The sequence below is a fragment of the Aurantimonas sp. NFXS3 genome (assembly GCF_049132005.1).
GTDB classification, from domain to species: domain Bacteria; phylum Pseudomonadota; class Alphaproteobacteria; order Rhizobiales; family Rhizobiaceae; genus Aurantimonas; species Aurantimonas coralicida.
The window spans coordinates 445162-470066 of sequence record NZ_JAGDDZ010000001.1 but is presented as its reverse complement, the minus strand read 5'-3'; the positions used below and the strand labels follow the sequence as shown (position 1 = coordinate 470066).

General features: G+C 65.0%; 25 protein-coding genes. 11 read left to right on the top strand and 14 right to left on the bottom strand.

The window, feature by feature from the left end:
• Positions 1–21: 21 nt before the first annotated feature.
• On the bottom strand, positions 22–696 hold the full coding sequence (locus tag J3367_RS02040; RefSeq protein WP_024348963.1) for an SDR family oxidoreductase: 675 nt from the start codon (positions 694–696) through the stop codon (positions 22–24).
• Positions 697–945: 249 nt separating this feature from the next.
• Between J3367_RS02040 and dps the strand changes: the two genes are divergently transcribed.
• Positions 946–1446 (top strand): DNA starvation/stationary phase protection protein Dps, encoded by a 501-nt coding sequence (dps, locus tag J3367_RS02035; protein WP_035694428.1) that lies wholly within the window; start codon positions 946–948, stop codon positions 1444–1446.
• 84 nt (positions 1447–1530) lie between these two features.
• Here the strand turns inward: dps and fsa are convergent, their stop codons facing one another.
• Positions 1531–2184 (bottom strand): fructose-6-phosphate aldolase, encoded by a 654-nt coding sequence (gene fsa / locus J3367_RS02030; protein WP_024348965.1) that lies wholly within the window; start codon positions 2182–2184, stop codon positions 1531–1533.
• 291 nt (positions 2185–2475) lie between these two features.
• Between fsa and J3367_RS02025 the strand changes: the two genes are divergently transcribed.
• From J3367_RS02025 to J3367_RS01985, 9 genes are all read left to right on the top strand, one after another.
• Positions 2476–4668 carry a primosomal protein N' gene (locus tag J3367_RS02025; RefSeq protein ID WP_024348966.1) on the top strand — a complete coding sequence of 731 codons (2193 nt, stop codon included), beginning with the start codon at positions 2476–2478 and terminating at the stop codon, positions 4666–4668.
• Positions 4669–4691: 23 nt separating this feature from the next.
• Complete coding sequence (locus J3367_RS02020) at positions 4692–5291, top strand: hypothetical protein (protein WP_155898360.1); 600 nt, start codon at positions 4692–4694, stop codon at positions 5289–5291.
• 125 nt (positions 5292–5416) lie between these two features.
• Positions 5417–6397: a DUF808 domain-containing protein gene (locus J3367_RS02015; RefSeq protein ID WP_421460101.1), complete on the top strand. Its 981-nt coding sequence runs from the start codon at positions 5417–5419 to the stop codon at positions 6395–6397.
• A 115-nt stretch (positions 6398–6512) separates the two neighbouring features.
• The gene (locus J3367_RS02010; protein ID WP_024348969.1) at positions 6513–6908 is read left to right on the top strand and encodes a DUF4345 family protein; all 396 of its coding nucleotides are present in this window, start codon (positions 6513–6515) and stop codon (positions 6906–6908) included.
• A 213-nt stretch (positions 6909–7121) separates the two neighbouring features.
• Positions 7122–7682 (top strand): F0F1 ATP synthase subunit delta, encoded by a 561-nt coding sequence (locus tag J3367_RS02005; protein WP_009208616.1) that lies wholly within the window; start codon positions 7122–7124, stop codon positions 7680–7682.
• Positions 7682–9211, top strand: a complete 1530-nt coding sequence (gene atpA, locus J3367_RS02000; protein WP_024348970.1) for a F0F1 ATP synthase subunit alpha — start codon at positions 7682–7684, stop codon at positions 9209–9211. Before J3367_RS02005 ends, atpA begins: the two co-directional genes overlap by 1 nt.
• A 67-nt stretch (positions 9212–9278) precedes the next feature.
• Complete coding sequence (locus J3367_RS01995) at positions 9279–10148, top strand: F0F1 ATP synthase subunit gamma (protein WP_024348971.1); 870 nt, start codon at positions 9279–9281, stop codon at positions 10146–10148.
• 21 nt (positions 10149–10169) lie between these two features.
• Positions 10170–11624: a F0F1 ATP synthase subunit beta gene (gene atpD, locus J3367_RS01990; RefSeq protein WP_024348972.1), complete on the top strand. Its 1455-nt coding sequence runs from the start codon at positions 10170–10172 to the stop codon at positions 11622–11624.
• Positions 11625–11728: 104 nt separating this feature from the next.
• The gene (locus J3367_RS01985; RefSeq protein WP_024348973.1) at positions 11729–12133 is read left to right on the top strand and encodes a F0F1 ATP synthase subunit epsilon; all 405 of its coding nucleotides are present in this window, start codon (positions 11729–11731) and stop codon (positions 12131–12133) included.
• Positions 12134–12233: 100 nt separating this feature from the next.
• On the opposite strand, the gene J3367_RS01980 is transcribed toward J3367_RS01985, so the two are convergent.
• The 6 genes from J3367_RS01980 to rsfS form a co-directional block, all read right to left on the bottom strand.
• A complete protein-coding gene (locus J3367_RS01980) occupies positions 12234–12746 on the bottom strand; it encodes an RNA pyrophosphohydrolase (RefSeq protein ID WP_024348974.1) in 513 nt (170 codons plus the stop codon).
• 145 nt (positions 12747–12891) lie between these two features.
• A complete protein-coding gene (locus J3367_RS01975) occupies positions 12892–13878 on the bottom strand; it encodes a divergent polysaccharide deacetylase family protein (RefSeq protein WP_421460099.1) in 987 nt (328 codons plus the stop codon).
• 305 nt (positions 13879–14183) lie between these two features.
• Positions 14184–15524: a S41 family peptidase gene (locus J3367_RS01970; protein ID WP_024348976.1), complete on the bottom strand. Its 1341-nt coding sequence runs from the start codon at positions 15522–15524 to the stop codon at positions 14184–14186.
• Positions 15514–17274, bottom strand: coding sequence for a murein hydrolase activator EnvC family protein (locus tag J3367_RS01965; RefSeq protein WP_421460098.1), 1761 nt, complete (start codon positions 17272–17274; stop codon positions 15514–15516). The genes J3367_RS01970 and J3367_RS01965 overlap by 11 nt, the downstream gene beginning before the upstream one ends.
• Positions 17275–17479: 205 nt before the next feature.
• A complete protein-coding gene (rlmH, locus tag J3367_RS01960; protein ID WP_024348978.1) occupies positions 17480–17962 on the bottom strand; it encodes a 23S rRNA (pseudouridine(1915)-N(3))-methyltransferase RlmH in 483 nt (160 codons plus the stop codon).
• Between the two features lie 112 nt (positions 17963–18074).
• On the bottom strand, positions 18075–18500 hold the full coding sequence (gene rsfS, locus J3367_RS01955; protein WP_009208606.1) for a ribosome silencing factor: 426 nt from the start codon (positions 18498–18500) through the stop codon (positions 18075–18077).
• A 604-nt stretch (positions 18501–19104) separates the two neighbouring features.
• On the opposite strand from rsfS, the gene J3367_RS01950 reads away from it, so the two are divergent.
• Complete coding sequence (locus tag J3367_RS01950) at positions 19105–20721, top strand: peptide chain release factor 3 (protein WP_081651817.1); 1617 nt, start codon at positions 19105–19107, stop codon at positions 20719–20721.
• Between the two features lie 47 nt (positions 20722–20768).
• Here the strand turns inward: J3367_RS01950 and J3367_RS01945 are convergent, their stop codons facing one another.
• The 6 genes from J3367_RS01945 to J3367_RS01920 all read right to left on the bottom strand — a co-directional run bounded on the left by J3367_RS01945 (position 20769) and on the right by J3367_RS01920 (position 24892).
• Complete coding sequence (locus tag J3367_RS01945; protein WP_024348980.1) at positions 20769–21557, bottom strand: SDR family NAD(P)-dependent oxidoreductase; 789 nt, start codon at positions 21555–21557, stop codon at positions 20769–20771.
• A gap of 67 nt (positions 21558–21624) precedes the next feature.
• Complete coding sequence (locus tag J3367_RS01940) at positions 21625–21993, bottom strand: DUF423 domain-containing protein (RefSeq protein WP_024348981.1); 369 nt, start codon at positions 21991–21993, stop codon at positions 21625–21627.
• Positions 21994–22018: 25 nt separating this feature from the next.
• Positions 22019–22420: a monovalent cation/H(+) antiporter subunit G gene (mnhG, locus tag J3367_RS01935; RefSeq protein WP_024348982.1), complete on the bottom strand. Its 402-nt coding sequence runs from the start codon at positions 22418–22420 to the stop codon at positions 22019–22021.
• Positions 22417–22791 carry a cation:proton antiporter gene (locus tag J3367_RS01930; RefSeq protein WP_024348983.1) on the bottom strand — a complete coding sequence of 125 codons (375 nt, stop codon included), beginning with the start codon at positions 22789–22791 and terminating at the stop codon, positions 22417–22419. The genes mnhG and J3367_RS01930 overlap by 4 nt, the downstream gene beginning before the upstream one ends.
• Positions 22788–23261, bottom strand: coding sequence for a Na+/H+ antiporter subunit E (locus J3367_RS01925; RefSeq protein WP_024348984.1), 474 nt, complete (start codon positions 23259–23261; stop codon positions 22788–22790). The genes J3367_RS01930 and J3367_RS01925 overlap by 4 nt, the downstream gene beginning before the upstream one ends.
• On the bottom strand, positions 23258–24892 hold the full coding sequence (locus J3367_RS01920; RefSeq protein ID WP_421460325.1) for a proton-conducting transporter membrane subunit: 1635 nt from the start codon (positions 24890–24892) through the stop codon (positions 23258–23260). The genes J3367_RS01925 and J3367_RS01920 overlap by 4 nt, the downstream gene beginning before the upstream one ends.
• Between the last annotated feature and the right edge of the window lie 13 nt (positions 24893–24905).

Below are 24905 nucleotides of genomic sequence, written 5' to 3'. Positions count from 1 at the left end.
GGTCCGCCGCCCCGGCGCTGCTCAGCGCTTCATCGGCTCGATCCAGATCTCGCCCGTCAGCACGTTCTCCGGCTGCGAGATCGCGTATAGGACCGCACCGGCGACGTCGTCGGCCTGCATGGCGTCGGGTTTGCGCTGGTCGAAGAAGGGCGTGTCGACCATGCCGGGCTCGATCAGCGTCACCTTCACCCCGTCGTCGCGCAGTTCCTCGCGCAGGTTCTGGCCGTAGCCGGTGATCGCCCATTTGGTCGCGCCGTAGATCGACCCGGCAAGCACCTTGCGGCCGGCGATCGACCCGGTGAGGACGTAATGCCCCTTTGCTGCGACGACGGCATCATGAGTCGCCTTCACCGTGTACATGACGCCGAGCACATTGGTGGTCACCATCCGGTGCCAGTCCTCGACATCCCCCTTGGCCGTGCCGGACGAATTGGAACCGACCCCAGCATTCGCGAACACCACGTCGATGCTGGCGAAGCGCTCGAGCACCGCCGCAGTCATCGCCTGCTGCGCGGCGTAATCGCTGACGTCGCAGGCAACTGCCATCGCGTTGTCTTCGCCGAGTTCGGTGACGAGACCATCGAGCTTGTCCTTCGAGCGGGCCGCAAGGGCGACCCGATAGCCGGCCGCGACAGCACGTCGCGCCGTCGCGGCACCGATCCCGGTCGAGGCGCCAGTGATGAGCATGGTCTTCATTTTGATACTCCGTTGAATCCGTTCGGGTCGTTGCCGTCAGGGCAAGACCCGCATCGTCGCGGCAGTTGGGCATCGAACGGATTTTGGGAAGGGCGAGCGCCCGCCGAACGGCATCTTGAACGGGCGAAATCTCCTTGGCGGTTGGTCGCAGATGGAACCGTTATCGGCAGGATCGATTATCGAAGCGAACAACACATTTCGTCCCCCATCGCAGCGAGCGGCGGCGGGACCTGAGCGCAAGGAGCCACCATGGCCAAGACCACCAAGACGAAGATGCACAAGACCATGAACCCGATCTCGGAGAACATCCGCGGATCGATGGTCGAACTCCTGCAGACGCACCTCGCGACCGCCGTCGACATCACCTACCAGACCAAGCAGGCCCACTGGAACGTGAAGGGCATGAACTTCATCGCCGTCCACGAGCTGTTCGACGATCTGCACGAAGAGACCGAGGAATATGTCGACACCATCGCCGAGCGACTGACCGCGATCGGCGGCCAGGCCCACGGCACCGTGCAGGCGGCCTCCGAGAACTCGCTTCTCGACCCCTACCCGCTCGACCTCGTAAAGTCCGAGGATCACCTCAAGCGGCTGACCGAGAGCTACGCCAAGTGGAGCGCGGCCGTCGCGGAGGGCATCGAGGAAGCCTCGGAAGCCGGCGATCCGCTGACCGAGGACCTGCTCACCGCGATCGGCCGTGGCCTCGACAAGGGCATCTACTTCATGGAGAGCCATTTCCAGGCGTAAGCGCCGTCTGAGTGAGCGTGAAACACGAAAGGGCGGTGTCTTGCGACACCGCCCTTTCTCATATCGATGACCTGTGTGTTCGGATCAGGCGATCGTCTGGCCGGTCTTCTTCCAATCGGCCAGGAAGGCATCGAGACCCTTGTCGGTCAGCGGATGCTTCACGAGGCCCTTCAGGGTCGCGGGCGGGACGGTCGCCACGTCGGCGCCGAGCAGTGCGGCTTCACGAACATGGTTCGATGTCCGGATCGAGGCTGCGAGGATCTCGGTCTCGAAACCGTAATTGTCGTAGATCCGCCGGATGTCGGCGATCAGCCCCATGCCGTCGATATTGATGTCATCGAGCCGGCCGATGAACGGCGAGATGTAGGTGGCACCGGCCTTGGCGGCGAGCAGCGCCTGCACCGCCGAGAAGCACAGCGTGACATTGGTCTGGAAACCCTCGTCGGTCAGCTCCTTGCACGCCTTGAGCCCGGCGAGCGTCAGCGGCAGCTTGATGCAGACATTCTCCGCGATGCCGGCAAGGAGCTTGCCCTCGCGGATCATTTCGTCGGTCTCGACCGCGGTGACCTCGGCGGATACCGGACCGTCGACGATCTCGCAGATCTCGGCGATGATATCCTTCATCGGCCGGTCGGCCTTCATGATCAGCGACGGATTGGTGGTCACTCCGTCGATCAGACCCGTTTCGGACAGGTCCTTGATCTCGGAAAGATCGGCAGTATCGACAAAGAATTTCATGGCGCCCTCATTCGGCTCGGTGATCATTCGCGGGATGCATAACAGCCCGGCCCCGGTTCGCGCTACATGCGACCGGCTTCTTCTCTTCATATAGGGGCCGGCGGTCGGCCGAGAACATGCCGGGCGGACTTGCAGATCACCGTATCCGCCGCCAGTTGAGACGTGGCGCCGCCCTGCGAGCGCGGCTTTCCTTTCGAGGGGCCTCCCACCTGCATAGACTGGCCCGCGGCCGCAGCGATTCGAAACCTCGCAGCCCCGCCCACCCAAGTTCTTACGACCGGACGCAGTCATTTGAATCAGACCGGCCAGCTCTTTGCGACGACCACGGTGCCGGTTCTTGTCCCGCTGCCGGGCAATCGGCCGTACTCCTATGCGGTGCCGGACGGCATGTCCGTCCAGCCCGGGTCGATCGTCCAGGTGCCTCTCGGGCCGAGGCAGGTCGCGGGCGTCGTCTGGGATGGGGTCACCGACGATGTCGATCCGCGCAAGCTGCGGTCGATTACCAAGGTGTTCGATTGCCCTCCCCTCGACCACACCATGCGCCGGTTCATCGACTGGGTCGCGGATTATACGCTGTCGCCCCCCGGCCTCGTGGCCCGCATGGCCCTGCGCGCACCTGCGGCCTTCGATCCTGAGCCATGGATCGACGGCATCGCTCTCACCGACACACCACCAAGCCGCCTGACCGAGGCGCGCGAGCGGGTTCTGGCGACGGCAGCCGAAGCCCCGACCTGGGCACGGCTCGGCCTGGCTCATGCCGCGGGGGTCACCACGTCGGTGGTGGACGGGCTGATCAAGCAGGGCGTGTTCGAGCGCGTCCGCCTGCCTCCGCCCCCTGCCGTCGCAGAACCCGACACGACCTATGGCCGTGCCAACTTGAACGAGGACCAGAGAGCGGCCGCTGATGCGCTGGCGGCAACGGTCGCCGTCGATGGCTTCACCGCGACGCTGCTGGAGGGCGTTACCGGTTCGGGCAAGACCGAGGTCTATTTCGAGGCTGTCGCCGCGGCGTTGGAAAAGGGCCGCCAGGTGCTGATCCTGCTTCCGGAGATCGCCCTGACCCAGAGCTTCATCGACCGGTTCCATGCCCGCTTCGGAGCTCCGCCGGCGGAGTGGCATTCCGACGTCCCGCCGCGCCAGCGCGAGAAGGTCTGGCGCCAGATCGCCGAGGGCCGGGTCCGCATCGTCGCCGGCGCACGCTCGGCATTGTTCCTGCCGTTCAACGATCTCGGCCTCATCATCGTCGATGAAGAGCATGATCCGGCCTACAAGCAGGAAGATCGAACCTTCTATCACGCCCGCGACATGGCGGTGGTTCGCGCCTCGATCGGCGCATTTCCGATCATTCTCGCCTCCGCGACACCATCGGTGGAGACGCGCGTCAACGCGGCGTCCGGACGCTACGGTCATGTGCGCCTCACCGGCCGCTTCGCCGAGGCCGCGATGCCGGACCTTTCGCTGATTGACATGCGTAGCGCCCCCCCGGCCAGGGGCCGCTTCGTCTCCCCGGTGCTCGCCACTGCGATCGCGGAAACCGTCGCCAAGGGCGAGCAGGCGCTGCTGTTCCTCAATCGACGCGGTTATGCGCCGTTGACACTGTGCCGGGTCTGCGGCCATCGGTTCCAGTGCCCCGACTGCTCGACCTGGCTCGTCGACCATCGCCTGCGCGGTCAGTTGCAGTGCCACCATTGCGGTTTCGCAGTGCCCCGGCCCGAGGCCTGCCCGGAATGCGGGACGCTCGATCATCTGGTTGCCTGCGGCCCGGGGGTGGAACGCATCGCCGAAGAAATGCTCACCGATTTTCCGGACGCCCGGACGATCCTCCTGTCCTCGGACCTGCCCGGCGGCGCAAGGCGCCTTCGCCGCGAACTCGACGCCATCGCCGATGGGGAGGCCGACATCGTCATCGGCACCCAACTCGTCGCCAAGGGTCACCATTTCCCGATGATGACGCTCGTTGGGGCGATCGACGCCGATCTGGGGCTCGCCAATGGCGACCCGCGTGCCGCCGAGCGTACCTTCCAGCTCCTCCATCAGGTAACGGGCCGAGCCGGACGCAGCGGCGGGCGCGCCAGCCGCGGCATGATCCAGACCTGGCAGCCCGAACACCCGGTGATGCAGGCGATCGCTTCGGGCGACGCGAAGCGGTTCTACGAGCGCGAGGTCAACGAGCGTGAACGCACAAGCCTTCCCCCCTTCGGACGGCTCGCCAGCATCATCGTGTCGGCGAACAGCCGCAGGGAAGCGGAAGAATACGGCCGGGAACTGCGCCGCGCCGCGCCTCAGGATTCCGCGATCGAGGTTCTGGGACCGGCGGAAGCGCCCTTGGCCGTGCTGCGCGGCCGTCACCGGTTCCGGCTCCTCGTCCACGCGCCACGCAAGGCGCATATCCAGGGGTTCCTGCGGGCCCTGATCGCTGCCGCTCCCCGCCCGCGGGGATCGGTACAGATGCAGGTCGACGTGGACCCGCAAAGCTTTCTATAGGACAAGTGGAAGGACGAGCGGGCATGAGGGAGAGAACGATGCGCATGCGGGATGGTGGCACGAAGAAGATCATGGCGGTAGCGATGGCATGCGCGATCGGTCTGCCGGCTTGCGTGCCCGCACTGGCGCAGGACGCATCTTCCGAAAACGCTGTTCGCCTCGAGACATCGCCCTTTGCTCCGCCGAAGCCCGGACAGACGCCGTCGCTGAATGCCACTGAGACGCCACGCGTTCTGGTCCTCGGCCTGATGCACTGGTTTCCGCTGACCAGCCGCTGCACCTTCACCGACCCGAACCGTCATGGGGAAGACACGCTGGAGGGTGCGCCGGCGCCTTTCGTCTTCCTCACCATGGTCGATGGCAGCCAGGCCGGTCTCGAACGCGGCTATGTCATGGCCAACGGTCTCGTGCGTGAACTCGAGAAGGGCCGGACCGCCGCGACCAAGGATGGAGCCGTGGTCACCGTCTGGCGATCGGCCGGCGAACCGCGGATCAACGTCAATCTCGTCATCAGCGTCGTCCGCGACCGGGCCAACGAGACCCCGGAATTCGAGGGAAGCATGACCGTGTACTGGGGTGACAAGAAGGAACAGGTCGAGATCGTCGGCGAGTGCCGGAGCTAACGGGACCGCGCCGACCTGGACCCCACCACTGGACCTTTCCATGGAGCGCGCCAGCTTTGCGGCTTCGCGCCACGGCCGATCGGCTTCACGCGCTTGGATATTGATTCGGCTATGAGGCAGATGACGTGAGTATTGGACTGATCGCGCTGCTCGATGACCTTGCGGGTCTAGCCAAGGTGGCCGCAGCCTCGCTGGATGACGTGGCGGGTCAGGCGGCCAAGGCCGGCACCAAGGCCGCCGGCGTTGTCATCGACGATGCGGCCGTCACCCCGCGCTACGTCACCGGTTTCGCTGCAGAGCGCGAACTGCCGATCGTCGGCAAGATCGCCGTCGGTTCGCTAAAGAACAAGCTGATCTTCCTGCTGCCGATCGCCCTGGCGCTCAGCTACTTCGCCCCCTGGGCGATCACCCCGCTGCTCATGCTCGGCGGCCTCTATCTGTCCTATGAGGGGGCAGAGAAGGTCTATGAGGCCCTGTTCCCGCACAGGGCCCACGCTCACGAGGAAGAAATCGGCAAGGCCGTGAACGCGAAGACGCTGGAGGACCGCAAGGTCACCAGTGCCATCAAGACCGACTTCATTCTCTCCGCCGAAATCATGGCGATCACCCTCTCCGGCCTCGAGGTCGGCGGCTTCTGGACTCAAGTTGCCGTTCTCGCACTCGTCGGCATCGGGATCACCGCCGTCGTCTATGGCAGCGTCGCGATCATCGTGAAGGCCGACGACGTCGGCGTCGCGCTGGCGGGCAACCAGTCGGAATCGATCTTCGGCAGTCTCTTGCGCGGCATCGGTCGTGGCCTCGTGGTTGGCATGCCGTTCTTCCTCAAGGCCCTGACGGTCGTCGGGACCGCTGCGATGATCTGGGTCGGCGGTGGCATCATCGTGCATGGGCTCGAAGGCTATGGCGCGCCGTGGATCGGCCACACGATCGAACATCTGGCGGAAGTCGCTGCCCACGCGGTTCCGGTCCTCACCGGTGCCGTCCACTGGATCGTCTCCGCCACCGGCGCCGGCATCGTCGGCCTGGTGACTGGCGGGGCATTGATTCCCGTGATCGGCTATGTCGTCGCACCGACGTGGAAACGGCTGAACGGCCTCTTCGCCTGAGAGCACTCACCGGCCTTATCCAGGGTCCTCTGCACCGGCTCTTGACGGCCCTTTCACCTTGGCGGGTGCGCCTCTATAAGGCCGCGGGCCAGCCGATCCCGCCAATGGAGCCCCGATGGACTTCGCCCTGCCGCAGACCAACGCCGACATGCTGCCCTTCGGGGCCGCCTGCATCACCATCCTCATGGGCCTGGTCGCACTCTTTGCGCCACGAATCACGCTGCGATTTCTGCGGCTGGAGACACGTCAGACCCATCCGGAAGCACTGGCAGAATCACGCGCGACGATCGCCGGCTTCTGGCTGGGCGTCGGGATCGTCACGGTGGCCTTCTACAATCAGCCCTTCGTTCAGATGGCGCTGGGCGCCGGCTGGCTGTTCACCGGCTTCGGCCGCTTTGTATCGATCCTGTCCGACCGCGGCGCCACCCTGTTCAACTGGGTGTTCCTGCTCGTCGCGCTGGCACTGGCTGGGGCAGCGCTGGCGCCGGTTTTCGGCTTCATCCCCAACTGACGCCGGAATGCGCGAATTTGCGGCCCAAACCGCACCGAAGCCAAGTTGTCGCCGGGAAAACCCTATGCTAGAGGGTCCCCTGTCTTCGGAAGGACGGCGTGACTTGCTCGCGCGCCTCCCGGTATTCAATTAACGGTTTCAAGATTTTGGGGCGATCTCGCTTCGGGGCGCAACGAACAGCTTGAACGGAACGCGAAAGAGAAACGGTCGTCCGTGGCACAATCATCCTCTCCCGTTTCGGGGGTCGCAGACCGCTACGCCCAGTCCCTCTTCGAACTCGCACGTGACAACGGCGCGGTCGAAACCGTCGAGTCCGAGCTCGTCGCTTTTCAGGGACTGATCGACGAAAGCGCCGACTTCCGGCGGCTGGTTGAGAGCCCGGCCTTCACGTCGGGCGAGCAGCTCAGGGCGATCGATGCCGTCATGGCGTCGGTCCAGCCGAGCGAGCTCACCGGCAATTTCCTGCGCGTCGTGGCGGCCAACCGTCGCCTGTTCGCTTTTCCGGGCATGGTCCGCGGCTTCCGCAAGATGGCGGCCGATCACCGCGGCGAGATCGCCGCGGAGGTGACCAGTGCTCATCCCCTCACCGACGAGCAGCGCAGTCAGCTCGCCGAGGCTGTCGGCTCCTACGCCGGCAAGACCGTGACCATGCGCGAAAGCGTCGACCCGGCAATCCTCGGCGGACTCATCGTCCGGATCGGGTCGCGCCAGGTCGACACCTCGCTTCGCACCAAACTCAATTCGCTTAAGCTTGCACTGAAAGAGGTCGGCTGATGGACATCCGCGCCGCGGAAATTTCCGCAATCCTCAAGGACCAGATCAAGAACTTCGGTTCCGAGGCGGAAGTCTCGGAAGTCGGACAGGTTCTGTCGGTCGGTGATGGTATCGCCCGCGTCTACGGGCTCGACAACTGCCAGGCTGGCGAGATGGTCGAGTTCCCCGGTGGCATTCAGGGCATGGCTCTGAACCTTGAAGCCGACAATGTCGGCGTCGTCATCTTCGGCTCGGACCGGGCCATCAAGGAAGGCGACACCGTCAAGCGCACCGGCAACATCGTGGAAGTGCCGGTCGGCAAGGGCCTTCTGGGCCGCGTGGTCGATGGTCTCGGCAACCCGATCGACGGCAAGGGCCCGATCGAGTCCACCGAGCGCCGCCGCGTCGACGTCAAGGCGCCGGGCATCATCCCGCGCAAATCCGTGCACGAGCCGATGTCGACGGGCCTCAAGTCCATCGACGCTCTGATCCCGATCGGCCGCGGCCAGCGCGAGCTCGTCATCGGTGACCGTCAGACCGGCAAAACCGCCATCATTCTGGACACCTTCCTGAACCAGAAACCGGCGCATGACGAAGACCGCGAAGCCGACAAGCTCTACTGCATCTACGTCGCCGTCGGCCAGAAGCGCTCGACCGTCGCGCAGTTCGTTCGCACGCTCGAAGAGCGCGGTGCGATGGAGTATTCGGTGGTCATCGCCGCCACCGCGTCCGACCCGGCACCGATGCAGTACATCGCGCCGTTCACCGGCTGTGCCATCGGCGAGTTCTTCCGCGACAACGCGATGCACGCCGTGATCGCCTATGACGATCTGTCCAAGCAGGCCGTCTCCTATCGCCAGATGTCGCTGCTGCTGCGCCGCCCGCCGGGCCGCGAAGCCTATCCGGGCGACGTCTTCTACCTGCATTCGCGCCTGCTGGAGCGTGCCGCCAAGCTCAATGACGAGCTGGGCGCAGGTTCCCTCACCGCACTGCCGGTCATCGAGACCCAGGCCGGCGACGTGTCGGCCTACATTCCGACCAACGTGATCTCGATCACCGACGGCCAGATCTTCCTCGAGACCACGCTGTTCTTCCAGGGCGTCCGCCCGGCAGTGAACGTCGGCCTTTCGGTGTCGCGCGTTGGTTCGTCGGCGCAGATCAAGGCGATGAAGCAGGTTGCCGGTTCGATCAAGGGCGAGCTCGCACAGTACCGCGAGATGGCGGCCTTTGCGCAGTTCGGCTCCGATCTCGATGCCGCAACCCAACGTCTTCTCAACCGCGGTGCGCGCCTGACGGAACTGCTCAAGCAGCCGCAGTTCTCGCCGCTGAAGACCGAAGAGCAGGTCGCGGTGATCTTCGCCGGCACCCAGGGCTATCTCGACAAGCTCCGGGTCGACCAGGTCGGCGAGTTCGAAGAGGGTCTGCTGAATTCGCTGCGCAGCGAGCACAAGGCCGTTCTCGACCAGATCGCCACCGAAAAGGCGCTCTCGGACGACCTCCGCGCCAAGCTGAAGTCGGCGATCGACAGCTTCGCCAAGAACTTCGCCTGAGCCAGAAAACCTGCCTGAGCTTCGCCCATTGGGGCGAAGCCAAGCCAGCGGGAGATAGCGCCAAGCCATGGCATCCCTGAAGGATCTGCGGAACCGCATCGCGTCGGTGAAGTCCACGCAGAAGATCACCAAGGCCATGCAGATGGTCGCGGCGGCCAAGCTGCGCCGGGCGGAAGAGGCAGCGCAGGCCGCGCGGCCCTATGCCGACCGCATGGCAGCGGTCCTCGCCAACATTTCCGGCGCCATGGAGGGCGATGGTCCTCCGTTGATGGTCGGGAACGGCAAGGACGATGTCCATCTGCTCGTCGTCTGCACGGCTGATCGCGGCCTGTGCGGCGGTTTCAACTCGTCCATCGTCAAGCTGGCCCGCTCGCATCAGCGCGAGCTGGAGGCGGCCGGCAAGACCGTGAAGTTCATGGTCGTCGGCAAGAAGGGCTGGGACCAGATGCGCCGCGATCTGGCCTCCAAGGTCATCGAGCGCACTGACCTTCGCGAAGCCAAGCGTGTCGGCTTCGAGCACGCCGAGGAGATCGGCCAGACAATCATCGATCTCTACGAAAAGGGCGAGTTCGACGTCTGCTCGGTGTTCTACTCCGCGTTCCAGAACGTCGTGACGCAGATCCCGACGCGTCAGCGCCTGATTCCCGCATCGGTCGATACCGGCGCCGAAGAGAACGTCTCCACGATCTACGAGTACGAGCCTGAGCCGGGCGAGATCCTCGAGGACCTCATCCCGCGCAACATCAAGATTCAGGTCCTGCATGCATTGCTGGAGAACGCGGCATCCGAACAGGGTGCGCGGATGTCGGCGATGGACAACGCCACGCGCAACGCCGGGGACATGATCGACCGTCTGTCGGTCTCCTACAACCGGCAGCGTCAGGCGCAGATCACGACGGAACTGGTCGAAATCATTTCGGGCGCCGAGGCGCTCTAGGTATCTGAGAGGAGGCCACCGATGGCTGACAACACAAACACAACCGGCTCGACGGGCCGCGTCGCCCAGGTCATCGGCGCCGTCGTCGACGTGGAGTTCGACGAAGGCCTGCCGGCGATCCTGAACGCTCTCGAGTGCGACAACCATGGCAACCGCCTGGTGCTCGAGGTCGCGCAGCATCTCGGCGAGAACACCGTTCGCACGATCGCCATGGATCTGACCGAGGGTCTGGTTCGCGGCCAGCCGGTCACCGATACCGGCGGCCCGATCGAGGTGCCGGTCGGTGACGGTACGCTCGGCCGCATCATGAACGTCATCGGCGAGCCGATCGACGAAGTCGGCCCGATCAAGTACGAATCCAAGCGCGGCATCCACCAGGAAGCCCCGGCCTATATCGAACAGTCGCCGGAGAGCCAGATCCTGGTCACCGGCATCAAGGTCATCGACCTCCTGGCTCCCTATGCCCGCGGCGGCAAGATCGGCCTGTTCGGCGGCGCCGGCGTCGGCAAGACCGTTCTGATCCAGGAACTGATCAACAACGTCGCCAAGGCGCACGGCGGTTATTCCGTCTTCGCCGGCGTCGGCGAGCGCACCCGCGAAGGTAACGATCTCTACCACGAGATGATCGAATCCGGCGTGAACAAGGACCCGCACGAGAACAACGGTTCGGCCGAGGGTTCGAAGGCTGCGCTGGTCTACGGTCAGATGAACGAGCCTCCCGGTGCCCGCGCCCGCGTCGCGCTGACCGGTCTGACCATCGCCGAGCATTTCCGCGACCAGGGTCAGGACGTTCTGTTCTTCGTCGACAACATCTTCCGCTTCACCCAGGCGGGTTCCGAGGTGTCGGCGCTGCTCGGTCGTATTCCGTCGGCCGTGGGCTATCAGCCGACGCTGGCGACCGACATGGGCCAGATGCAGGAGCGCATCACGACCACCAACAAGGGTTCGATCACCTCGGTGCAGGCCATTTACGTGCCGGCCGACGATCTGACCGATCCGGCTCCGGCAACGTCCTTCGCCCATCTGGATGCGACGACGGTTCTCAACCGCGCCATCTCCGAAAAGGGCATCTACCCGGCCGTGGATCCGCTGGACTCCAACTCGCGCATGCTGTCGCCGATGATCATCGGTGAGGAGCATTACGATGTGGCCCGCCGCGTCCAGGAAATCCTGCAGAAGTACAAGTCGCTGCAGGACATCATCGCCATTCTCGGCATGGACGAGCTGTCCGAAGAGGACAAGCTGACGGTGGCCCGCGCCCGCAAGATCGAGCGCTTCCTGTCGCAGCCCTTCTTCGTCGCGGAAGTCTTCACCGGCGCGCCGGGCCAGCTGGTTCCGCTGGAAGACACGATCAAGTCGTTCAAGGGCCTCGTGGCCGGCGAATACGATCATCTGCCGGAAGCCGCCTTCTACATGGTCGGCTCCATCGAGATGGCCGTCGAGAAGGCTCAGCGCCTGGCTGCGGAAGCCGCGTAAGCCTGAACGACCGAACTGAAGGAAAGCGGGCAGCGTCCGCTTTCCCCATTCCATGAAGTGCTCTGCCGCCATTGTCGGTGCGGAGCCAGACAGGCAAGCGACAGATGGCTGACAGCTTCCAGTTCGAACTCGTCTCTCCCGAGCAGCTGCTCCTGTCGGAAGCAGTGACGGCGGTCAACGTGCCCGGCGCCGAAGGCTATTTCACGGTCATGGCGCATCATGCGCCGGTCATGACGACGTTGAAGCCGGGTGTCGTCGTTGCGACTCTCGAAGGCGGCGCGGAACAGCGGATCTTCGTTCTCGGCGGCTTCGCTGACGTCAACGAGAATGGCTTCACCCTGCTGGCCGAGCGTGCGACCCCGGTCGACCAGCTCGACAGTGCCGAGCTCGACGGCCAGATCCGCGACGCGGAAGAGGATGTCGCCGACGCCGTCACCCCGGAGGCGAAGGCCAAGGCGCAGCATTCCCTCGCGCAGCTTCGCGAAGCTCGGACCGCCGCCGGCGTCTGACGGCGACGACCAATTGATCGACAAAGGCCGGCTCTCAGCCGGCCTTTTTTTATGGCGTGTCGGCCCCGCGCTTTCCACGGCGCCGGTCACACGAGCCGATTCAGGCGGTGAAATCGCGGAACGCCTCGAAGACCCGGCCGTATACGTCGCGCTTGAAGGGGACGATCAGCTCGAAGACCTCGCTTGCCGGCTTCCAGGCCCAGTCGTCGAACTCGGCGGCGTGCCCATCAGGCGGCGGATTGATGGAGATCTCGCTTTCGTGGCCTTCGAAGCGGAATGCGAACCAGCGCTGGGTCTGGCCGCGATAGCGCCCCTTGAACGCGACGCCCACGAGCTGGGGCGGCAGATCGTAGTCGATCCAGTCCGGAGCCTCATGGAGCAGCGAGACCGATCGCATGCCCGTTTCCTCGAAGAGTTCGCGTTTCGCCGCTGGCAGGGGCTCCTCGTCCTTGTCGATGCCCCCTTGGGGCATCTGCCACAGTTGCGACGCGCCGGACATCTCGCCTTGGTCCTCGATCAACCGCCGGCCAACCCAGACGAGCCCTTCCTTGTTCAGCACCATGATCCCGACGCAGGGTCGGTAGGGCAGGTTCTCGAATTCGATAGGCTTCATCGTTCACCAGTGTTCGTTTGGCGGGAGCCATCGCTCCCCTCCCCTGCGATTATCGGGCAGGGTGCCATGCGAACAAGGGGAGCCGAGCCGAGCCGTGCGACGAACCCGTGAGTGCCACTCACCGCAGGCAGTCGAATCAACCGCGTCAGCGACGCTCGGGATCGTTGGCGAGGGCCGACAGGGGCACGATCTCGATCCCGCGTCCGCGTGCCTCGCCGATCCACTTCGCAATGGTGGCGACACTGACATCAAAGGCCGACGCAACGCCGATCGCGGTCCCTTCGGCGCGGGCGATCCGCTCCAGCGTGTCGAGCTGACTGCGGATATCCGCCGGATCCTGCGATCGGTCGATCGACAGGTCCGACACCGCCGCGGGCACGCTCTGCAGTTGCGCGGTGTCGGCCGCCACCGAACGCAGGGACGACGCGTCGTCGAAGAACATCAGGCCACGCCGGCCGAGTTCGGCGATCAACGGCTCCATGGCGGCGGGCTCGGCGACGAAGCGCCCACCCATGTAATTCATGATGCCGACATAGTTGGTGATGGTCGCAAGAGAGGCGTGGAGCGCGCTCAGGTCGCCGGCAGCGGCATCGTCGACAGTGAGCGTGTCCTCGCCCGGATCGACCTGCGGATAGCCGACAGGCTCCAGTGGCACCTGCAGAACCAGCTCATGGCCGCTGCGACGGGCCTCCTGCATCCACCGATCGAGACTGTTGCCGGATGGCGAAAAGCCGAATGTCACTCCGGGCGGCAGCGACTCGATGGCGTTCATCGTCCCCGTCTGGCTGATGCCAAGGCCACCCACGACGATGGCAATGCGCGTTCCGGGCTTTCCGCTCCAGGCCCCGGCGTAGACATCGTAGGGGCGCCGCCCGTCCGGCGCGCGCGCGGGCAGCGGCCCATAGGCGCTGTCTTCGATGAGCGCATCGTCGGGCATGTGGGCGGTACTGGGGTTCTGACGGAGCGACTGCGGATCCTCGACGCGAAAGCCGACACCGCCACGCGGTGGCGGTGCGGTATCCGAGCCGGAAATCACTACAGGGAGCTGTTCGCGCACGACAGGCGCCGGGCGCGCAGCAACGACGGTCGGGGCAGGTTCAGACGATGCCGCGACGGCAAAGCGATCCACCATCCGCGGTTCGGGTTGGCCGAACAGGGCGATGGCGGCGGAGCCGGCAATGATCGTCGTCGCCGCGCAGGCGAACCCAATGGTCGCGCCCGACAGCCGGCGCCGCCGGATCACGCCGTCGTCGAGGTCGAGACCGAGAGGCTGATAAAGGGGACCGCGCATTGATCTCGTTTAGCGAGCCAAGCTGGAACGGGGCTCGCGGGACGTAGCAGGACTACTGACCATCAGGCGATAGATAGCAGAAGGCCCGGCCGTCCAAGGGACGACCGGGCCTGTATTTCACCGGATCGCTGGAGGCAACGACCGGATCAGTTGGCCGCGTTGGCTTCCTGCTTGGGCGGGAACATCGCGTTCGACTTCACGCCGTTCAGAAGATCGAGGGCATACTGCAGCTGCAGATCGTCCTCTTCCTCCGGCGGCACGTAGTCGAGCGAACCGGAGCCCTCGTCGGTCTCCTCGTTGCCGGTGATGTGGCCACGCAGGGAGGATTCGCCCCGCGTCAGGTCGTCCTCGGCATCGAGGCCCATCTGCTCGCGGATTTCCGGCGGCAGCGGCTGCTCGACGGTGATGTCCGGATCGATGCCGCGACCCTGGATCGAGCGGCCGGACGGCGTGTAGTAGAGCGCCGTCGTCAGCCGCAAAGCACCGTTGGCACCAAGCGGGATGATGGTCTGCACGGAGCCCTTGCCGAAGGAACGCGAGCCGACGATCGTTGCGCGGCGCTGGTCCTGCAGGGCACCCGCGACGATCTCCGAGGCCGACGCCGAACCGCCATTGACCAGGACGACGAGCGGCTTGCCGTCGATCTCGTCACCCGAGCGCGCGTTGTAGCGGCGGGTCTCATCGGCGTTACGACCACGGGTCGACACGATCTCGCCCTTGCCGAGGAACGCATCGGACACCGAAACGGCCTCGTCCAGAAGGCCACCCGGATTGCGCCGCATGTCGAGAATGTAGCCCTTCACCTTGTCGGCGCCGATCTTCTCCTCGATGTCGGCGATGGATTCTTCCAGGCCGACCGTCGTCTGCTCGTTGAACTTCATCAGCTTGATGTAGCCGATGTCACCCTTCACCGAGTGGCGCACCGACGGCACCTTGATCTCGTCGCGCGTCACGGTCAGGCGTACCGGCTTATTGGCGCCTTCCCGGATGATGACCAGATCGACGCTGGTGCCGATGTCGCCCTTCATCCGGTCGACCGCTTCGCCGAGCGTCAGTCCGCGAACCTGCTCGCCGTCGATCTCGGCGATGAGGTCGCCGGCCAGGATGCCGGCCTTGTCGGCAGGCGTACCGTCGAAGGGAGAAACGACCTTCACCAGCTCGTCTTCCATGGTGACTTCGATACCAAGGCCACCGAACTGGCCACGGGTCTCGGTCCGCATGTCGGCGGCCTGCTCGGCGTTCATGTAGCTCGAATGCGGATCGAGCGACGTCAGCATGCCGTTGATCGCCGTCTCGACCAGCTTCTGGTCGTCCGGTTCATCGACATACTGGGCGCGAACCCGTTCGAACACGTCGCCGAAGATCGCGAGCTGCCGATAGGTGTCGGAACCTGCAGCATTCGCAGCACCGGCGTTCTGACCGACCACGGTCATTGCCGTTGCCCCCATCAGCGCCCCGGCAAAGAGTATCGAGAGCTTACGAATCATTCCTCGTCCTTCCAGAGGGTTGGTCGATCCACCAAGGTGACGGATCCACCGGCTTTCCGTCCTTTCGGAACTCGACGTAGAGCGCGGGCTCCGAGACACCGAATTCGGCAACTGCAATACTCGCCAGGCGCTTGGCCCCCATCGTCGCGACAGGTTCCCCGGCCGACACGAACGAGCCCGGTTCCACATCGATCCGGGCCATTCCGGCCAAGACCACATGATAGCCGTCGCCCGCATCAAGGATCAATAGTTGCCCGTAGGAACGGAAGGGTCCGGCGTAGAGCACATTCGCGTCTGCGGGGGCGGTGACGACGTCCTGCGCGCGGGCAGCGAATGATGCTCCGGTGGTTTCGCGGCCGATGTCGTCCTTCTCCCCGAATCCGATGAGCTGCTTGCCAGCTACCGGCCTCGACAATCGTTTTTTCATTGTCGAAAATGCGGCGGATGGCGCAAGTCGCGGCGCCTGACGGCGAAGTGACGCAATATCATAGCGTCCCGCGGACGACGGCCGGGCGACCTTGTCCGCGGACGTATCGAGCGCGGCAACCTCGACCGCCTCTTCGGCGTCCGGGTTCGAAGCGTCTGCGGCCGCTGTCTCCGTGTCAGCATCGGAGGACGTCTCGGCGGATGCGAGGGCAGGACCGTCCTGCGGCGCTTCGTCGCCAGGAAGCGGCACATCCGCCTGTGCAGTCACCAATGCCTCAGGATCGCCATCCGCGCCGATGCGCGCCGTTCGCCGCGTCTCGATGACGTCCTGCTCGCGTTCCAGCCGTTCGGCCTCCAGCCGGGTCGCCTGGCTGCGGGCCTCGGCCTCGGCTGCGACACGTGCCAGTTCTCGCGCTTTTTCCTGCGCAGCGCGACGCTCCGCTTCCGCCGCTTCGGTCGCCCTCGCCTGTTCGACATCGGCCTGCAGCGAGGCGATGAGATCCTTGAGATCGGTTGCCTTCGCCGCGAGATCGGCGGCACGCGCTGCTTCGGCTGCGCGACGATCGCGATTGGCCGCTTCCAGCCGCTGCTTTTCGGCGATCAGCCGTTCCAGCCGCTGCTCTTCCTTCCGATGGCGCGTGAGCTGTTCGGCGAAGCGCTGCTTCTCAGCGGAGATCTCGGCCCGCACGGATGCCAGCCGCTCCAGATCAGCGACCAGGGCGGTGGTCTGCTCGTGGATGGCCGGGACCACCGCGCCCAGCAGAATGGCACTGCGGACCGAGCCGAGTGCGTCGTTCGGCTTCACCAGCAACGCGGGGGGCGGCTTGCGTCCCATTCTCTCGAGCGCCGCCAGAACCTGTGCCAGAAGACCGCGGCGCTCGCGCAGCGACGCCTTGATCGTTCCCTCCTCGGTTGCCAGCCTGTCAACGCGCTCTTCCGTCGCCGCGATCTCCCGGCTGATACCCTTCTGGGCCTCGGCGGCCGAAATCATGGCAGCGCGAACACGACCCTGATCCTCGGACAGCGCGGCGATCTCCGCATCCAGCGACCTGATGGTCTCTTCCGACAGTTCGATGCTTTGCGACAGGGCGACGAGGTCGGCGGCAGTCTGGCGTCGCTGACGTTCCAGGACGTCGGAACTCGCCGGTTCGACCGAGCCGACCGCCATTGGATCGAGGTCCGAACGATCCGGCGAGGCTGCGCCATCTTCCGACAGAGCCAAGGATGGCAGCGGATGCAGCGCAGTCATGGCGCACAGCAGGGCAGCAGTGATGCGCCACCGCCGGTGTCTGCGTCCGTCGCCGCCTGTCCGCCCGTTGATCAAGACCGCCCTTTCCCGTGCAAATCGCAGGGATGTCATAGCTGATTTGGAGGATAGAATCAGGCCGTTAACAAGCAATCAACCATCGTCGGACGACAGGCTGCGAACGCCACCGTGCGGGCATATCCACAATCTTGGCTCGCACCTCCCGGCAGCTCCGGTTGAAGCCCCCCGGACCGCATCTCTCGTGCCTCTCCTGCCCCGAAGATCAGCTCCGGTGGTAGGGATGGCCCGCCAGGATGGTCGCCGCGCGGTAAAGCTGCTCGGCGATGAGAATGCGCGCGATCTGATGGGGATAAGTCAGGCGGCCGAGCGACAGCGTCAGATCGGCCGATGATCGGAGGGCCTCGTCATGACCGTCGGGACCGCCGATGAGGACCGCAGCGTCGCGCCGTCCCGCATCGCGAAAATCAGCCAATGCTGCTGCGAACTCTTCCGACGAAAGCGTTCGCCCCCTTTCGTCGAGAACGATCCGCACACTTGCCTCCGCCAAGGGCGCAATCAGCCGCGCCGCCTCGTCGCGCTTGCGTTCGGCCGTCGTGGACAGACGCGATTCGGGGAACTCGGAAAGGCCGGCATAGTCCAGCCCCAGCGCTCCGCCCGTCTTCTTGAGGCGATCGAGGTAGCGATCCGCGAGCTCACGCTCGGGACCGACCTTCATCCGACCGATGGCCGCAATGGTCAGCCGCATCGCCCGAGCTCCTTCTCGGCCGAAGCCTGCTCATCTTTATGTTCTGGCCTCGGGCAGCCTCGCCGCCGCGGTCCAGAAACTGCGGCGTCCCCTTCGGGGGACGCGCAGGGCTCTAGTGTACCGTCGAATCTCCAGCGTCGCCGACCGTCCACATCTTCTCGATATTGTAGAAGCTGCGGACTTCGGGACGGAAGATATGGACGATGATGTCGCCCGTATCGATCAGTACCCAGTCGCCATTCTGCAGGCCTTCCACCTTCATTTCGGACCCGAAGCCTTGCTGCTTGAGGTCGCGAAGGAGGTTGCCGGCGACGGCGCTGACATGACGGTTCGACCGACCGGAGACGATCACCATGTGATCGGCCAGTGCGGACTTGCCCTGCATGTCGATGGAGACGATGTCTTCGCCCTTCGAATCTTCCAGACTCGAGGTGACGAGTTCGATTGCGGACCGGCCAACCGTAGCATCGGTGGCGGGCGCGTCAGAAGGAGAGGTCTCGAAGACGTCCTTCGTTTCAGCCGCAGGTCTCAGTGTCAATTTCCCTTTCCACGGGCGCGGACCAGAGTCCCGATTGGCCCTGATCAGGTCTCATGTAGGCAGCCATCCGTGTCCGTTTCAAGACATCGGGCGCAATCAGCACAACTCCCGTTGCGGCAACAGCACAACGCAACACGGGTGCCAGCTCGTTCTCTGTCCCGGGTAGCAACGCGCCCGATCATTCGCTGTGTTTATGCGGGGCGACTGGGCGCACCCTAACGCACTACTGCACCCCATGGCCGGCACACCGCAGAACGAGCGACAGCGGAGCCGGGATACGCCTGCGCCCCGGTTGGCAGGGCCCGAACTATCGCCGACCTCGCAATCCTTCCATGACGACCCGTCCTGCCCTGCGGCTATCAGGCAATCGGCACGAGACCGATTGGAATTCCGCCACCGATACCTGCGCACCGATGCAGCGGGCGTGCAATTTGCACCGAAAGCGACTATCTGGCGGCATGCAGTTGCAGGAGCGCGCCACCGGCGACGTTCCGCGGGCAGAACCGAAGGGCGATCCGGCGTCCCGACGCGAGTGACCGCCAACCGGCGTTTGCCCCGCCGCCGCATGGCGCGGCAACACCATTTCGATCTGGAGAAGTTTCTCGTGAGCGCGACCGCCGATACCCTGCCGACCCGTGCCAATGCTTCGGCCACGCGATCCGATCATACGACCCGGCGCACCTTCGCCATCATCTCGCATCCGGACGCCGGCAAGACGACGCTGACCGAGAAGCTGCTTCTGGCCGGCGGCGCCATCGAGATGGCCGGTGCCGTCCGCTCCAAAGGCAACGGCCGGCGCGCCAAGTCCGACTGGATGGACATTGAGAAGAACCGCGGCATCTCGGTCACCTCGTCGGTGATGACCTTCGAGAAGCATGGCATCACCTTCAACCTGCTCGACACCCCCGGCCACAGTGACTTTTCCGAGGACACCTACCGGACACTGACGGCTGTCGACAGCGCGATCATGGTGATCGACGCGGCCAAAGGCATCGAGGCGCAGACGCGCAAGCTGTTCGAGATCTGCCGCCTGCGCGACATTCCGATCGTCACCTTCATTAACAAGATTGACCGCGAAGGCCTTGACCCCTTCGAACTGCTCGACGAGATCGAGGAGCAGCTCGCCCTGACCGTGGCGCCGGTGGTCTGGCCGGTCGGCCAGGGCGGCCTGTTCAAGGGCTGCTACGATCTGGCCGCCAACGACTTTCTCGTCGCCGGCAGCGACAAGACGGTGCATTTCGAGGGCGGCCTGGACGACCCCGGTCTCGCCAAGGTGATGCATCCCGACACCTATGCTAGCTTCCGCGATGCCGCGGAACTAGCGGCCGAGGGCTATGCCGATTTCGACCCCGTCGCTTATCGTCAGGGGCATCTGACCCCTGTGGTCTTCGGCAGCGCATTGCAGAACTTCGCTGTCGACCGCCTGATGGACCTGATCGCGGCGCATGCCCCGGCACCGCGGCCTCAGCCCTCCGACAAGGGACCCATCGCCCCGGAGGGCGACAAGGTCTCCGGCTTCGTCTTCAAGGTGCAGGCGAACATGGACCCCAAGCACCGCGACCGCGTCGCCTTCGTGCGGTTCTGCTCGGGCCATTTCAAGCGCGGCATGAAGCTCGACCATGTCCGCTCGGCCAAGCAGTTGGCCGTCTCCAACCCGATCTACTTCTTCGCCCAGGAACGCGCGCTGACGGAGGAGGCCTTCGCTGGCGACGTCATCGGCATTCCGAACCACGGAACGCTCCGCGTCGGCGACACGCTGACCGAAGGCGAGAACTTCCGGTTCACAGGACTTCCCGCCTTCGCGCCGGAAGTGCTCCGCCGCGTCCGGCTCGAAGATTCGATGAAGCTGAAACAGCTTCGCCGTGGCCTCGAGGATCTGGCCGAGGAAGGTCTCGTGCAGGTCTTCCGCTCGTCGATCGGTTCCGACTGGATCGTCGGCGTCGTCGGCCCCCTGCAGCTTGACGTGCTCGCCTCTCGCATCGCCGGGGAATACAAGGCGGATGTCAGCTTCGAGCCGGTGCCGTTCAACGTGGCGCGCTGGATCCGCTGCGAGAACGAGGCGACCCTGCAGGCCTTCGTCAAGGACAACGTCACCCATGTCGCGCGCGATCGCGACGAGCGGCCGGTCTATCTGTGCCGCGACGAATGGGACCTGCGCTACATCCAGGACCGCAACAAGGACATCGTCTTCGATTCCACCCGCGAGATCGTCGGACAGTAGCCGACCAGAGGCTCGCAAATGTCGTGAGAGGTGCGCCTCGGCGGGCCTCAGCCCATGAACTGGCCGCCATTCACCTCGATCACCTGTCCGGTGACATATCCGGACAGGATGGGACTTGCGAGAAACAGATAGGCCGGCGCGCAGTCCTCTGCAGTGCCGAGCCGCTTCAGCGGGATCGATGCCGCCGTTGCGTCGAGTTTTTCCTGGGTCGAGTAACGGCGGTGGAAGTCGGTCATGATGGTGCCCGGCGACACCGCGTTGACGCGAATGTGGTCGGGCGCGAGTTCGCGGGCGAGCGCACGCGTCCAGGTCGAGATGAACGCCTTCGACGCCGAATAGAGTGAGGAACCGGCACTGCCGCCGATCGTCGCCGAGATCGACGAGGTGTTGACGATAGACGCCCCTTTGGCCGCCTTCAGCGCCGGCAGCAGTGCGGTCGTGAGGGTGACGACCGAGCGGACGTTCAGATCGACGACCTGATCGTACTGGGCCTGCGTGACCTCACCGGCAGCAACCCGGCCGCCCATCGTGCCCGCATTGTTGACGAGAACGTCGATGCGGTCACCGACCTCCGCGAGGATGGCGCGCGCCAGCCTCTCGCCACCATCCGGCTGCGCCAAATCCCCAGTGAGCACTGTCAGCCGTGCGCGGTGCGCATCGAGCAGGTCTGCGAGAAGGTCGCTCTCCGCATGCTCCACGGTGCGGCCGACATGGGCGACAACTGCCGCACCCGTCGCAAGAAACGCCCGGGCGACTGCCGCGCCGATCCCCCGCCCTGCCCCCGTGACGACGACCGTTTGGTCGGCAAAAAGCGCTCTATCGAACCCGTTTGTCATGATCCTCTCCCATGAAATGGCCTGCGGCAGCTGAAACGGCGCTGCGACCTGCGCCCCGGTGCGTCGGCTACGATGTGGGGCGGCGTATCGCGAGCCCGATCCCGGCGGCGCCGACCAGGAGCCAACCGGCGATCAGCAGGGTTCCGCCGAGCGGCGCAGCATTGGCGAACAGTCGCTCGCCCCAGGCAATTCGGGCCGCCAGATCACCGGAAAACAGAAGCGTTCCGACAATGATCAGCAGGCCGGACAGCGGAGCGAGCCGCGGCATTCTGGAAACGAACGCTGCAAGGCCGAGAAGCGATGGCGCGTGGACGAGAGCAATCGCCGCGGCAGTTGCCGCCAACTGTGCGTTGCCACCGCCATGCGCCGCCACCGCAGCCCCGGCAACGCCTGCTGCTCCGAAGAGGCCGGCGAAGCCGACGAGGAGTGCGATCATAGGGACGCCTCTGTAAACCGACCTATCAGGCCGGCCCGCCGTGCCGGTCGGCAGGAACGGTTGGATGAGGCGTCTGGGACGCTTCCGTCGTCGGTTGGACCGGCGGCATTTCGTCGAGCACCGACTGGGGCCAGAGCTGATAGCCGACCGCATAGGACGCCTTGGCGAGAAGGTGGGCGGACAGCGGTGCTGTGAGCAGGAAGAACGCGACCGCAGCGAGCGCCCGAAGCGCGACCGGCGTCGAATCCGCAGTCAGCGCAAGTGCGATCAACAACATGCCCGATCCGACCGATCCGGCCTTCGAGGCCGAATGCATGCGGGTGTAGAGGTCCGGCAGCCGCAGGATGCCCAGCGCCGCGATGGCGGCAAAGGCGGCACCGGCCAGCATCAGGAGCGCGGAGACGATAAGGACGAGATCGGCGATCATTTCGTCTTCCCTTCCTCTAGCGGCTCGACGTGACGCGCTTGCGGATCGCGGAGCGGCAATGCCTCGAAGCGTTCTTCCTCGGTCTTTCCGCGTGCCTGGATGAACCGGGCGAAGGCTACCGTTGCGAGGAAGCCGACGAGGCCGAGCGCGATCGCGATATCCACATAGAGCGTGAAGCCCGTGTCGATGCCGATGACGGCGATGAAGCCGATGGCGACACTGGTCAGCATGTCGAGGCCGAGCACCCGGTCCGGCAGCGTCGGCCCCACCATGATGCGGATCACGGTAAAGAGAAAGGCGAGGCCCAAGAGCACCAGCGCGACATCCACGGAGATCGCGAAGAGGCCCACGGCGAAATCATGAAGGCTCATCGGAACGCCTCCAGGATCTTGGCCTCGAACCCGGTGGCGATATCCGTACGAGCCGCCTCAGGATCAGAACAGTCGATGGCGTGCACATAAAGGGTGGAACGATCCTCAGACACATCGACCGACAGCGTGCCCGGCGTCAGGGTGATGAGGTTGGCCAGCAGCGTGATCTCGAAATCGCTCTCCACCTTCAGCGGATAGGCGAAGATCCCGGGCTTCAGATCCATCCGCGGCTTCAGCACCAGGACCGCCACCCGCCAGGCCGACTTGATGAGCTCGACGAGGAACAGCAGGAACAGCGCGAAGATCCGGCGCGCGCGGCCGATATAGCCGACCGTGCCGACCTGTTCGCGGATGAGGTAGAGCGCGGCCGCACCGAGCGCGAAGCCGAACAGAAGGTTGATCAGCGTGAACGACCCGGAGACGATGACCCAGATCAGCGCCAGAACAAGATTGAAGAGCGAAAGCCTCACGACGCGCCTCCGAACACCGATTGCAGATAGGCAGACGGATCGAGGACGCCTGCCGCCGCCGCACTGGTCAGGTGCGCCAGCCATTCGGGCCACACACCGGCGGCAACCACGAACGCGGCCAGCGCCAGCAGCGGAATGAGCGACAACGGCTTGTCGCGTCCCGGCGCCTGGAATTGCTCCCTCTCGATCTGACCGGCCTCGGCATCGCTGCCTGCTGCGCTCATTGCCGGCAGCGGCCGCCAGAAAGCCAGGGCGAAGACCCGGGCACTGGCGATGGTCAGGAGGAAGCCGGACACCAGAATGGTCGCTGCAAGCCAAGGCAGATCGGCTAGGATCGTCGCGCGAACCAGCGCAACCTTGGGCCAGAACCCCGAGAACGGCGGCAGGCCCGACACGCCGAACAGGAACACCAGCATGAGAGCCGCCAGCAGCGGATAGCGGCGCCATAGCCCACCCATCTCGGCCAGAGACGAGGAGCCGTTCAAACGTGCCGCGACGCCTGCCCCCAGATAAAGCGCCGTCATCACGACGATCGAATGCAGCGCGTAGTAGATCGCCCCGGCAAGACCCGTCTGGGCCGCCGGGGCTGCAGCGGCGGTTGCGGCCATGGCAGCGCCACCGTCGGCCTGCGCGACCATCACGGACGCGACCTGCGGCACGGCGAGACCGGCAAGGATCGTACCAATGCCCGCAATCACCATGTAGTTCAGGAGCCGCCGGAGATCGGTCTGCGCAAGCGCGCCGAGCGCGCCCAGAAGCATCGTCAGGCCGGCGATCCAGGCGATCATCGGCACCAATACCTGATGCTCGGGCGGAAACAGCATAATCAGGACGCGCATGATGCCGTAGACGCCGACCTTGGTCAGCAGGCCCGCGAACAGCGCCGACACGACAAAGCGCGGCGTATGGTACGAGGCCGGCAACCACGCGTTCAGCGGGAAGGCCGCCGCCTTCAGCGCGAAGGCGACGAGATACATGACGGCGATGATGGTGACTGCGCTGTCCCCCTCCATCGTCGCGGCTTTCGCCGCGATGTCGGCCATGTTGAGCGTGCCGAACACGCCGTAGAGATAGGCGGTGGTGATCAGGAACAGCGTCGTGCCGACGAGGTTCAGGAAGCAGTATTTGGTCGCGCCGTCGAGCTGCTCGTGTTCGGAACCGAGGATCAGAAGCCCGAAGGATCCGATCAGCAGCACCTCGAGCCAGACATAGAGGTTGAAGATGTCGCCGGTCAGGAAGGCACCGGAGACGCCGCCGATCATCAGGAACAGGAACGGGTAAAAGCCGTAGCGCCGCTCGGTCGGGGAGATGGAGGCGACGGCATAAATGCCGCAGGCCAGCGCGACGAAACCAGTCACCGCAACGAACAACGCCCCCATCAGATCGACCGTGAAGGCGATGCCGAAGGGCGGCTTCCAGCCGCCCATCATCATGGTCTGCGTTCCCTCGGTCGCGACCTTGGCGAGAAGCGCGAGATCCACGGCGAACAGCAATGCGAGGCCGGGGATAGCAACCCAGGGCTGGCGCCCCGTGCGCTTGCGCATCATCAGGAGCCCTGCCCCGAAAATGAAGCAGATCACCACCGGCAGCACGATGAGATAGTCCGACGCGGCAACGGGCCCGGCCATCATCGCTTCGGCCTTC